Origin of the sequence: Actinomyces ruminis, from assembly GCF_002154335.2 — a bacterium.
GTDB lineage: Bacteria > Actinomycetota > Actinomycetes > Actinomycetales > Actinomycetaceae > Actinomyces > Actinomyces ruminis.
Genome location: NZ_MTPX02000030.1, coordinates 1 through 10935, shown reverse-complemented (window position 1 = coordinate 10935; position 10935 = coordinate 1). Strand labels below are relative to the sequence as shown.

General features: G+C 70.7%; 10 protein-coding genes, 1 tRNA gene and 2 pseudogenes. 4 read left to right on the top strand and 9 right to left on the bottom strand.

Annotation, left to right across the window (positions count from 1 at the left end; genetic code table 11):
• Nucleotides 1–164 precede the first annotated feature (164 nt).
• The 3 genes from BW737_RS04570 to BW737_RS04560 form a co-directional block, all read right to left on the bottom strand.
• Complete coding sequence (locus tag BW737_RS04570; RefSeq protein ID WP_257210477.1) at nt 165–1328, bottom strand: hypothetical protein; 1164 nt, start codon at nt 1326–1328, stop codon at nt 165–167.
• Nucleotides 1325–1960 carry a dCTP deaminase gene (gene dcd / locus BW737_RS04565; RefSeq protein WP_086616021.1) on the bottom strand — a complete coding sequence of 212 codons (636 nt, stop codon included), beginning with the start codon at nt 1958–1960 and terminating at the stop codon, nt 1325–1327. The genes BW737_RS04570 and dcd overlap by 4 nt, the downstream gene beginning before the upstream one ends.
• A 67-nt stretch (nt 1961–2027) precedes the next feature.
• Entirely contained in the window at nt 2028–2228 is a 201-nt protein-coding gene (locus tag BW737_RS04560) for a hypothetical protein (protein WP_338063864.1), read from the bottom strand.
• Between BW737_RS04560 and BW737_RS15555 the strand changes: the two genes are divergently transcribed.
• Nucleotides 2202–2501, top strand: a complete 300-nt coding sequence (locus BW737_RS15555; protein ID WP_143233269.1) for a hypothetical protein — start codon at nt 2202–2204, stop codon at nt 2499–2501. The genes BW737_RS04560 and BW737_RS15555 overlap by 27 nt on opposite strands.
• 292 nt (nt 2502–2793) lie before the next feature.
• Nucleotides 2794–2867, top strand: a tRNA-Gly gene (locus tag BW737_RS04555).
• A 35-nt stretch (nt 2868–2902) separates the two neighbouring features.
• Here BW737_RS04555 and BW737_RS04550 read toward each other — a convergent pair.
• Nucleotides 2903–3701 (bottom strand): annotated as a pseudogene (locus tag BW737_RS04550) (M50 family metallopeptidase).
• Between the two features lie 278 nt (nt 3702–3979).
• On the opposite strand from BW737_RS04550, the gene BW737_RS04545 reads away from it, so the two are divergent.
• Both BW737_RS04545 and BW737_RS04540 read left to right on the top strand, forming a co-directional pair.
• A complete protein-coding gene (locus BW737_RS04545; RefSeq protein ID WP_086616022.1) occupies nt 3980–4477 on the top strand; it encodes a (deoxy)nucleoside triphosphate pyrophosphohydrolase in 498 nt (165 codons plus the stop codon).
• Nucleotides 4478–4531: 54 nt separating this feature from the next.
• The gene (locus BW737_RS04540; RefSeq protein WP_086616023.1) at nt 4532–5203 is read left to right on the top strand and encodes a TetR/AcrR family transcriptional regulator; all 672 of its coding nucleotides are present in this window, start codon (nt 4532–4534) and stop codon (nt 5201–5203) included.
• A gap of 378 nt (nt 5204–5581) precedes the next feature.
• Here BW737_RS04540 and BW737_RS17730 read toward each other — a convergent pair whose 3' ends face one another.
• The 5 genes and pseudogenes from BW737_RS17730 to BW737_RS04510 form a co-directional block, all read right to left on the bottom strand.
• Nucleotides 5582–7249 carry a vWA domain-containing protein gene (locus tag BW737_RS17730; RefSeq protein ID WP_257210476.1) on the bottom strand — a complete coding sequence of 556 codons (1668 nt, stop codon included), beginning with the start codon at nt 7247–7249 and terminating at the stop codon, nt 5582–5584.
• The gene (locus BW737_RS04525; RefSeq protein WP_257210475.1) at nt 7246–8292 is read right to left on the bottom strand and encodes a vWA domain-containing protein; all 1047 of its coding nucleotides are present in this window, start codon (nt 8290–8292) and stop codon (nt 7246–7248) included. Before BW737_RS04525 ends, BW737_RS17730 begins: the two co-directional genes overlap by 4 nt.
• Complete coding sequence (locus BW737_RS04520) at nt 8292–8780, bottom strand: alpha-amylase (RefSeq protein ID WP_257210474.1); 489 nt, start codon at nt 8778–8780, stop codon at nt 8292–8294. Before BW737_RS04520 ends, BW737_RS04525 begins: the two co-directional genes overlap by 1 nt.
• Nucleotides 8781–8815: 35 nt before the next feature.
• A complete protein-coding gene (locus BW737_RS04515) occupies nt 8816–9811 on the bottom strand; it encodes a DUF58 domain-containing protein (RefSeq protein WP_086616026.1) in 996 nt (331 codons plus the stop codon).
• 14 nt (nt 9812–9825) lie between these two features.
• Nucleotides 9826–10935 (bottom strand): annotated as a pseudogene (locus tag BW737_RS04510) (AAA family ATPase); the annotation flags it as partial.

Genomic DNA, 10935 nt, shown 5'->3' with positions numbered 1-10935 from the left:
GTTCTTCCACCGCGACTCACCCCACTGGGCCCAGGCCCACGCCCTAGCCACCAAGGCCACCCCCGTAGCCGAAGGCGCCATCCTCACCTACGGCACCCCCGACACCTACACCCAAATCCTCAACCAATGGCCCCGCCAGCAATGATCAAGATTTCCGAATAGACCTATAACGCGACCAAGAACCCGTCGTCATCAACGACCACTCCCCCGGCCCCGGCCAGCAGAGCGGCAGCGACCTTCTCAATCAGCGCACCGGCGGCATCGCGCGCCCGCCGTACCTCGGCGGGCGGGTACTCACGGTGGGCGTCGGCCGGGTCCAATGGCACCCATACGACCTGGTAGGCGATTACTCCGCCGCGCGCCCAGGACTCACCGCGCACCGCCAGCGGCACCGCCTCGGCCGCCTGAACGCGGATCTCCATGCCGCCCCAGTCGGGGTGTGTTTCCTCCACGTCGGCAACCACGCCGTATCCATCGCGCAGCTCCTCCACGGGAGTTCCCGCGGCTAGGGCACGCGCCTCCTCCTCCGCTTGCTCGTGACGGCGCTGCTCGGCGGCGCGCCAGGCGGCGTCGAGCACATCCTCCCCCAGCGTCTTGACCAGCCGGGACAACTCCTCGGGCGGGATGGCAGCCAAGCCCGTTGGTCCCTGGGCGGACTCGGGCTGAAGCAGCACACGCGCGCCTGGCGCGACCGGATCAGCCAAGGCAACGACGCCGTCGGGCACGATCCATACGGGCGAGTACACGGTCAGGGTGGTCGAACGCTCGGGGTCGGGGACCACCAGCACCGGCGTGGTGCGGCCGCCGGGTGCGGCCGGATCGCCGGCCAGACGAATCCCCCCGGCCAGGCGGCGGGCGATGGCACGCAGGCGAGTCAGGGCCAGCAACTCCGTACCGGTCGGCTGCGCAGAGGGGAAGGCGTCGGTGAGCGGGTCGACGCCCGCCAATTCCCGTGGTAGGGCGCCGGCGCGCTGCGGCGGACAGTCCAGAACCATGAGCTGACACACCCAATCGGGCAGTTCCAGCACGCGGCGCAGCTCGTCGTCTACACGCCAGGGACCCTGCAGCTCGGCACCGGGAGCCACCTGTAGTCGGGAGGCGCCGACCCAGCCGGCATGCTCGTCCAGGGAGAGGGCGAGGGCCTCTACCTCGTCGACGGTAACGTCGTCGGCGAGCAGCAGCAGGTGTTGCGTGTCGGCGCGACCCACCGGGAAGGAGCCGACGGCGGAGAGGGCGGCGTCCGGAAGGGTGATCGCCAGGTCGGCGCCGGCGGTGAAGAAGTCCGGCATGGCCGGGCCGGCGGCCCCGGAACCTTGCGGCTGACTCATGCCCCGGTGCCTTCGGGGCGGCACGCGGCGGCGTCGTCGGCCAGAGAGCCGGGGTCGGTGATGCGGATGCGGTGGAAGGACAGGTGTGAGCGCGACGCCGTCGGGCCGCGCTGCCCCTGGTAGCGCGAGCCGGTGGCGCCCTGCCCGTAGGGGGCGGCGGCGGGCGAGGACAGCCGGAAGAAACACAGCTGGCCGACCTTCATACCGGGCCAGAGCTTGATGGGCATGGTGGCCGTGTTGGACAGCTCCAGGGTGACGTGTCCGGAGAAGCCGGGATCGATGAAGCCGGCGGTGGAGTGGGTGAGCAGGCCCAGGCGGCCGAGGCTGGACTTGCCTTCCAGGCGGGCGGCGATGTCGTCGGGGAGGGTGACGCGCTCGTAGGAGGAGCCGAGTACGAACTCTCCGGGGTGCAGTACGAGCGGCTCGTCGGGGCCGACGTCGACCAGGTGGGTGAGCCGGTCCTGCTCGACGGCGGGGTCGATGACCGGGTAACGGTGGTTGTCGAATAGGCGGAACCAACGATCCAGGCGCACGTCGATGGAGGCGGGCTGGATCATCTCCGGGTCGTAGGGCTCGAGGCCGACGTGACCGGATTCGAGTTCTGCACGGATGTCACGGTCGGAAAGCAGCACGGACCCGATTGTGCCAGGTCGCCGCCGTCACGGCACCCGGTCGGGGCGGCGCGGCCGCCTCAGTTGCTCAGCGGCACGCCCTGGGCGTCGACGCCCCACGGCTGGGCGCCGGGGGTGGCGGTGAGAATGATGATGCCCTCGACCAGGCCCCAGATCGCCGAGACCACAGCCAGAATCCCAAAAGACAGCACCGTAATAAGGAGTTGGGCCACCGCCTTGCCGGTGTGGCGAGGTAGAAGTTGTGGATGCCGAGCGACCCCAGGAAAATCCCCAGCAGGCCCGCGGCGACTTTGGACTTCTGGTTGTAAGCGGCGTAGGGCTGGCTGTATGCCGCCGCAGGCGCCTGATAGCGGGGCTGCTGGTACCCCTGCTGATAGGCGGCCTGGCCGTAAGCGGGGTCTTGGTACCCCGGCTGCTGGTAGCCGGGCTGCTGCGTCTGCTCATACCCCGGCGGGTAGGCGCCATCCTGGTACCCCTGGCCCCCCTGGTTGGCGTCAAGCCGGCGGTAGGGGTCGGCGACCTCGGCCGTGGAGCCGGTTAAAGCGCCGTTGCCTGATCGCCCTGAGAGTACGAGTAGCTCTCGGTGGGAGAATCATTGGGCGGGTTCGCCCCGTAGCAGCCGTCGTGGTTCTGCGGTTCGGGTGCGCTAAAGGGCGAAGCAGTCATGGGGTCATACTGACAGATCTGTGCGCTGGCGCCCAGACCGTCTCAGGGTTGTTCTATCCATGCGCGAGGTATCTCACGCTCCGGTCGCCTATGGGGCCGGGCGGCGGCGCGTTGCGTCAGGCCGACCGCGTGGTAATCTGTCCGGGCGCCTCATCCCGATGAGGCACGCGGGTGTAGTTCAATGGTAGAACTTCAGCTTCCCAAGCTGACAGCGCGGGTTCGATTCCCGTCACCCGCTCCACCGGCGGCCCGCGGATACCTGACGGATCGCGTCCCTCACCACAGCTCGGCAACAGCGCGCACGACCAGCCAGGTCGCGCCGGCGTTGACCAGCACCCAAGTGACCCACCAGAAGCCGGCGGGCAGCGGCGTGAGCGCGGCCAGCGTGCGGTGGTCGGCGCCGCCGGAGCGCGAACGGGCGACGTCGCCGAGCGACTCCCACGCCCCCGCAAGCAGCAGCAGCCCCACGCCCACCACCACACCGGCGCGCAGCGGCACGGCTACGACGTGGTCGCCCCACCACCACAGCCGCCACGGCCGCACCACACAGCGCCACCAGGGATGCGGTGCGCACGGACCGACTCATCACCAGCAGCACGATCAGCGCCACTAGCGCCGCCGCCAGCACCGCTCCGGCCCAACCGAACAGAGCGGCGAGCACCATGCCCGTCCCGATGAGGGCCGGCATCGGATAGCCGGCCCAGGCCGTCACGCAGCGGCCGGGTCCGCGGCTGCGGCCGGAAGTGACCGCCCGCCCGGACAGGTCGCCCTCCACCACGAACCCGTGGAAACGTCGGCCGACCAGCGTTCCGACGGCGGCGTGTCCGGCCTCGTGCACGAGGGTGGTTAAAGCCCGCGCCCAACGGCGTACCCCCGGCAGCGCCCACGCCAGGGCGACCACGGCGGCGGCCGGCCAGAGCAGGCGCAGATCGGGCGGGGCCGTAGCAGCGATGCGGGCAAGCACAGCGTCCCAGAAGTCGGCTGCGTCGGCGATCGCGGTGGCATGGGCTGCGGCACCTGGGGACAGTCTTGCCGCAGCGGATGCCACGGCGTCGATTGCAAGTGTGCTGGTCATGATCACCGGCAGCAGTCTGCCAGGTGCCCCTGTGTGAGGCCGACAGGCCCCACACGAATCCCGGCCCGCGCCCCCGACTATGATTCGGGCGGGTGCTGTCACAGGATGCACCACTTTAAGGCGGATCCACCACTTGTAACATCGCCGGGTCGCATGATGACGCGGTTATCAAGGCGATCCAACGGCAGGGCGGGTTGAAAGTGGTGCATTCCATGACAGCTGAACCCAACCGGCCATGGCCTAGACCGGTCTCGGTGCGCGTGACCTAGGGTCGGTCCATGCTCGAAACGCGTCGCGTCCGCCCCGGCCGCCTGGTGGTGGCCGCCGCCGTCCTGGATTGCCTGCCGAGCCCACGACCGACGAAACTCCTGTGTGCGGCGCGCTCCTATCCGGCCGAGCACGCCGGCCAGTACGAGTTTCCCGGTGGGAAGGTGGAACCGGGGGAGAGACCGACAGCCGCCCTGATGCGCGAACTCGCCGAGGAACTCGACTTGGATGTGCGCCTGGGCGCCGAGGTGCTCCCCTCCCCTGACTTGGCCGTGCCGCCGCCGGCCAGTTATGCGGACGCCGACGTCTTCCCCGGTGACGACCGCCCGGCCTGGCCGGCGATGCACGGTTACCGCATGCGTGTATGGCTGGCCGAGTCCATTGGGACGCCGCGACTCAGCGAGGCACACGCCGCGCTTAATTGGGTGCCGCTGAATAAGGTCGCCGCCCTGCCGTGGCTGCCCGCCGACCGGCCGATCCTGGACGCGCTCCGCCGCATGCTCGCCTGACTCAGTTGCTGACACTTCTCGTCGCTCCGTCACCTTAAGGGTTAGGGTGTCCTCATGCCGAAGATCATGGGTAACTCACTGGCCGAGCACCGCGAGCGCACCCGCCGCGCCCTGTTCAGCGCCCTGTCCGATCTGCTCGCCCAACGCCCCTTCGACAAGATCACCCTGTCAGATGTGGCCGCCCGCGCGGGCGTGGGCCGCACCGCCGTGTACAACCACTTCACGGACAAGGAGGACCTGCTCCTGGCCTTTATGGAACACGAGACCGGCCGCTACGCCAAGGAACTCGCCCAGGCCCTGAGCCACGTCGCCGACCCCATCGACCGGCTGCGCGTCTACGTGCGTCAACAGGCGCTGGTCAAGCGCCACTACCACTTCCCGGCCACCGGCCCGCTGGCACGCGCGGTCTCCCGCGACACGGCCAACCGCCTGCACAACCACACCGAGCACATGACGGCGATGCTCACCCAGATCCTGTCCGACGCGATGGACGCCGGCGCCATCCCCCGCCAGGACCCGATGCTGGTGATCCCGCTGATCCACGCCTGCGTGTTGGGTGGCCGCCCCACGCCGACCGAGCCGCGCGCCCGCGCCGCCTATCTGAATGCCCTGGACACCTTCGTACTGCGCGCCGTGGGGGCACCGCCGCCGGAGCATGCCGTCCCCTCGGTACGTGCCCCGCACGCCACCGAGCCCATCCCCCGGCCCGCCCGCGCCGCCGGTTGAGGCCCCGCCCTCGGCCTGCTACCGGCCGACGCCTCTCACCACTTCTCACCACTGACGCCCGTGCCCACCACCGGAACCGGTGGTGGCGTTGGCATCGCCGTTGCGGTCCTCAAGCTTCTGGCGCTTGGCATCGGTTGGGGTAGGGCTGGGGGACGGGCTCGGCGACGGCGACGACGACGGCTCCCCCTGACCGGTGGCAGTTGGCTCCGCAGACGGCGTTCCCGTGGACTCGTCCGAAGCGTCGGCTCAGCCGTGGGGGGTTCCGAGGAGGTCGGGCTGGGGTCGGGCTGTGGCGGCGTGTCCTGCGGGGGCGGTGGCACTTCGCACTCGCCGGCCGCCTCCACCGCCGCGTCCTGCTCCGCCGCCGAGGTATCCGCATCATCGGCCTCCGCGGCCTGCGCGGCCAGCGACAGGTGTGTGACGTACAGGTTCACCCGCACCAGGCACTCGGGCGACTCCGGGTCCAGGATGGTGGACACGTTGCCCTCGTCGTCCTGCACCTGCACGGTGTCGGCGGCGGGCGCGGTTTCGAGCGCCTCCTCCAGCTGATCCACCGCGGCATCGAGCTGATCGTCCAGTAGCTGGGCGGTACCCAGGTTGTAGTGCACGCGCCACTGCTCCAGCCACGGGTTCAGGCGCTCCACCGCCCGATAGCGGCCGATCGCGGTGGTGTAGCTGCCGTCCACGGCCGCATGGTTGCCGGCGAAGGTCAGTCCCCACACCAACAGCATCCACACCCCGACAACGGCGACGACGGCGGCCGGGATCCCCTGCCAGGTCAGCAGCCGGCGACGCCGCGCCAGCCGGGCCCGCCGGTGATGGGGGGATTCGGGGGCGGGGTCGGCGGAGTCGGTGATGCCGACGCGGGCGGCATAATCGGCGGCGTCGGCCTCGCTGCGGGCGCCGGGACGGAAGGCGTCGTTCCCACGGGGCAGGCCGCTGGGGTCCGGGGTGCCGGCAGTAGTCATCGGGGTCCTCCTGCCCGGCTCGGTCGGGTGCCGACTCCGGGACGAGCCAGATCCTGCACGGCCCGGTCGGCGCGGATGAGGGCAGCGCCTCCCAGATGAGCAGGCCGGCGGCGATCACGCCCAGCGGCCAAACCACGTAATGGCTGTAGCGCTTGCGCTCCCGACCGTCGGACAGCACCTGATCGACGTTCTGGTCGGTGAAGGCGGTGGTGGGGTCGTCGTCGGTGCCGGTGCGCTGCAGGTAGGTGATTCCCAGGGTGTCAGCGACGGACTGCAATTCGGCGGTGTCGGGGACGGACACGGCCGCCTCATCGGTTTCCGGGTCGGTGATGTAGTCGGCGTCGGCACTCCCGGAGCCGTCGAAAACACGCATGGCGCCGCCGGAGTCGGTGCCGTAGCCGAGCACCGCGCCCCCATCGACCAACTCTGTCAACTGTTCCCAGCTGGTCCCGGCGGCCGCGGCCTCGCTGGCGCCGGCACCGTCGTCGGTGGCCTCGCCGTCGGACAGGATGTAGACCAGCCGGGCATCCTCGGGACTGGACTCGGCGGCCGCGGTGAGCGTCTGGGTCAGCAGCGGTAGGGCGCGCTCCAGGGAGGAGCCCTTGGAGCGACCGGTAATCTCCTGCTGCAGGGCACCGATCCAGGAGTCGACAGCCTCGACGTCGCGCGTCAGGGGCAGCTCGCGGGCGGCCGTGGAGTCCAGGGCAATGATGCTGAAGCGGGCTTCGGGGTAGGCCTCGCGGATGGCGGCCAGGTCGGCGCGCACCCCGTCCAGGCGGGTACCGCCGCCGGCGTCGGGGCCGCCCGCCCAGTCCTCGGCGGCCATCGAGCCGGTGCGATCCACCACCAGGTAAATCTCCACGTTCGATACCGCCACTGCCTGGGCGACCGTCAGGCTGGGGCCGGCCAGGATGAGCACGGTGACCGCGCCCAGCGCCACCCGTCGCCACCAGGTGATGCGAGCGCCGGGGTCGGCGCCGTCGCGCAGCAGCCAGCGAGCGGAGACGACCAGCGCGGCCACGACGACGAGCGCCGCCAGGATCGTCAGCGGCCAGCCGAATAGGGGCACCAGACTCATGCGCGCCTCCATGCGGCCACGGCCAGGAAGGCCACCACCAACACCGCCAGCAAGGCGGCGGCCCGCTCGGGCACGTCGGTCACACGCACCTGCGCGTTGGCATCCAGCTCATCGATCTGGTCGGCCTCCAGCTCCTGGACGATCTGGCCGGCGGCATCGGCGTCGTCAACCTCATAGAAGCGGCCGTCGTGCTCGGTGGTGATATCACGCAGATCCTCACGGGCCTCGTCCACGTCCTTGCCGGACACGTCCGGATCGGCCAGCTCCGGGTCGGCACCGAACAGGGAGAACAGGCGAATGGACTCCTCCTGAGCCAGGTCGGCGGCCTCGGACACGGAGTAGATCTGCTCCCCGTAGGGGTCGAGGATCTGGTTATCGGTGGCCAGGATGATGGAGCGGGAGCGGTCGGAGACCTGGTTGTCGAAGGCGAGGGTGCAGGAGGCGAGCCCATCCCCCGCCAGGGAGGAGGCGATCACGTCGTCGGAGAAGGTGCCGGGGAAGGTCTGGTAGTAGCGCTCCAGGGCGGGGTTGCCGCGCACGGGCACGAAGTCGAGCACGTCGGCGATCTCGTTGAACTGGTCGCGCAGCAGGTCGTAGTCGTCGGTTAGCGGCACCACCGTCTGCGCGGTGGTGTTCCACACGACCAGCGCCACCCGCTCCCCCTCGAAGGTGTCCAGCAGCTGCGCGAAGGTGTCCAGGATCTTGGAGTCGGTGGTCACCATGGAGGTGGAGATGTCCAGACACAACACGATGTCGCGGCTGGCCAGGGACTCGTTGTGCACGGTGCGTTCCACGGGCCGGCCGGCCAGCGCGGCGGAGGCGGCCAGGCTGACCGCGAGGACCGCCCCCATCCCGGCGTACAACAGGCGTCGGCGGGTGAGTCGCTCACGCAGGAGGGGACTGGTCAGCAGGGCGGCGGAGTTGGCGACTCGCCGCGGCGCCGGGCCGCGACGCGCAGTCCTCCCGCCGGGCAGGCGACCGGTGGCGGCCAGCGCCACGACGCCGATGGCGGCCAGGACGATTAACACGACCAACCAGGGCATCACCATCGGGTGACCACCTCCCTGGCCTCGCCAATGGCGGCTTCCGCGGCGGCGTCGGGGTCGCGGTCGAAGGAGGGCTGCTCCCACACGGCCAGCAGTTCGCCGACGTGTCCGAGGGGGTTGGAGTCCAGGGGACGGCGGCTGGCACGCACCCGGCGCAGCCGCTCGAGAATGGAGCGGGGGCCGGTGGTATCGGCCATGTCCAGAATCTCCAGGACGGTGGCGGAGACGATGTCCTCACCGCTGCGGGCGGTGGCGAAGCCGCGCAGGGCGCCGGCCAACTCCAGGTGCAGTCCGCGCAGGTCCAGCTCGCCACTGCGGTAGCGGGCGGCGGCGGCGTCGACGCGGCGCACCCACTGGCTGCGCTCGGAGGCGGCCATGGGGATGTCCCCGACGGTGCGGGCGGTGTCGCGGCGGGTGACCAGGAAGGCGCGCAGGATGACGGCGGCGGCCGCACTCAGGCGACCACGCCGACGATCACCAGCCACAGGGGCATCAGTACCGGATAGTTGACGCTCACGGTTCAGCGCCTTCCCCCGCCCCGGCGCGAGGCCAGGCGCTGGCGGGCCAGCAGGGTAGCGATGGAGTCCACCAGGGTGGCATCGGAGCGGATGGCGGTGTGCTCGATGTGACGGGCGTCCAACAGGGCAGTCACGGCGGCGCGGCGGGCCTCCTCGGTGGCGGCCAGGCCGGCTGCCAGCTTGGCGTCCTCGCGCAGGAAGGCCGGAACCTCGCCGGCCAGTTCGACATCGCGAGCCCGTCCCCGGCCGGGCGCGAGCGGGGTGTCGTCGGCGATCTGGATGGTGATGAGCTCGTGCTGCGCGGACAGGCGACGCAGCCGGTCGGTTACGGCCGGGTCGCTGCCGGCGTCGGGGTGGGAGGTGTCGGTAATCAGCACCACCAGGCTGCGACGGCGGTGCCAGGTGCCGACGCGTTCCAGCAGCGTGGACAGGGCCGGGCCGGGCGCGCCAGGGACCAGTTCGTCGCCACGGGTGAGAGCGTCCAGCTGGCGCTCGACCAGGGACAGGATCATTTCGGCGTGCTCGCTGCCGGCGCGCGGCGGGCGGGAGACCACGCGGGCGGCGTCGGCGGCGACCAGGGCCACCGTGTCCCCGCGCAGACGGGCCAGATAGGCGAAGACCTCGGCGACGGCCAGGACCAGGTCGCGCTTATCCTCTCCGCTGGGCGCCTGGGCGGCCATGGTACGGCCGGTGTCGACGGCGAGCACCAGCGGCAGGTTGGATTCACGCTGGTAGCGCTTAATGACCGGCTGGCCGATGCGGGCGGAGGCCTTCCAGTCGATGTCGGTGACGTCGTCGCCGGGCCGGTAGGCGGACAGGTCGTCGAAGTCCTGACCGTGGCCGACGAACACGGAGCGGTGGCGCCCGTCCAGCAGGCTGGTGGAGCGGCGCAATGTGGGCAGTGACAGCCGTCCGCGCACGCGCGCCACCCGGGAGCCGGACCGGCGTCGGGCGGGGGCCGGCTCGGGTGCGTTAGCGGAGACGGGGTCGCTGGTCATGGTGACGGCGCCGCTCAGGGGGTCGGGACGGCCGCGAAGATCGCGTCGATGATGGACTCCGGCGCGATGTCGTCCGCCAGGCGTCGTAGGTGAGCACCAGCCGGTGGCGCAGGGCCCCGTAGCGCAGCAGCCGCACATCGTCGGGGGTCACGTAGGTGCGACCGGCCTGCAGGGCGACCGCCTGGGCGATCTTCATCAGGGCGATGCCGCCGCGGGGGAGCGCCCACGCGCACGTGCCGCTCCAACCCCGGAATGGGGCGCGGCCCGCCACCACGGGAGGTGTTGACCAGAGCGACGATGTACTGCTTGATGACCGGGTCCACGTAGACGCGTTCCACCGCGCCGGCCAGCCACTCCACATCCTCGGTGGAGATGGGGCGAGTACGAATGGGTTCCTCGAAGGCGCCGTTGGAGATGCGGTCCAGGACGTCGGCCTCCTCCGCCGGCTTGGGGTAGGTCAGCACCTCCTTCATCAGGAAGCGGTCCATCTGGGCCTCGGGCAGCACATAGGTGCCCTCCTCCTCGATGGGGTTCTGAGTGGCCATCACCATGAAGGGCTGCGGCAGGGGGTAGATGACCCCGCCGATGGAGGTCTGCCGCTCCTGCATGGCCTCCAGCATGGCCGACTGGGTCTTGGCGCTGGAGCGATTGATCTCGTCCAGCAGCACGATGTTGGCGTGGACCGGACCGAGCTGGGTGGTCATCTCGCCGGTGGCGTAGTTGAGGACCTGGGTTCCGACGATGTCATTGGGCATCAGGTCGGGGGTGCACTGGATGCGGTGGAAGGTGCCGGAGACGGCGGCGGCGAGGGTCTGGGCGGCGGTGGTCTTGGCCAGGCCGGGCACCGATTCGAGGAGGATGTGTCCCCCGGCGATGAGGCTGGAGACCAGGGCCAGGCGCAGCTGCTCCTGGCCGACCACCCGCTGAGAGAAGATCTCGGTGACACGTCCCAGGAGTTCGCCGGCCCGTTCAACATCGGCGCGCGGGGAGGCGTTGGAGCGGGAAGTCCGCTCGGCCTCGCGCTCAAGTTCGGCGGATGAGGGCAGGGACTGGGTGCTGGGGTATCGGGTCGGGCGGAGCCGGCGGCGACGGCGTACGGGCGCGGCGGCCGGTGCCGGACCGGG

Excerpts from the sequence above, each read along its gene's own strand:
- BW737_RS04570 (WP_257210477.1), bottom strand. The coding sequence starts at position 1,328 with ATGAGTCAGCCGCAAGGTTCCGGGGCCGCCGGCCCGGCCATGCCGGAC.
- BW737_RS04545 (WP_086616022.1), top strand. The coding sequence starts at position 3,980 with ATGCTCGAAACGCGTCGCGTCCGCCCCGGCCGCCTGGTGGTGGCCGCC.
- BW737_RS04540 (WP_086616023.1), top strand. The coding sequence starts at position 4,532 with ATGCCGAAGATCATGGGTAACTCACTGGCCGAGCACCGCGAGCGCACC.
- BW737_RS17730 (WP_257210476.1), bottom strand. The coding sequence starts at position 7,249 with ATGAGTCTGGTGCCCCTATTCGGCTGGCCGCTGACGATCCTGGCGGCG.
- BW737_RS04525 (WP_257210475.1), bottom strand. The coding sequence starts at position 8,292 with ATGCCCTGGTTGGTCGTGTTAATCGTCCTGGCCGCCATCGGCGTCGTG.
- BW737_RS04515 (WP_086616026.1), bottom strand. The coding sequence starts at position 9,811 with ATGACCAGCGACCCCGTCTCCGCTAACGCACCCGAGCCGGCCCCCGCC.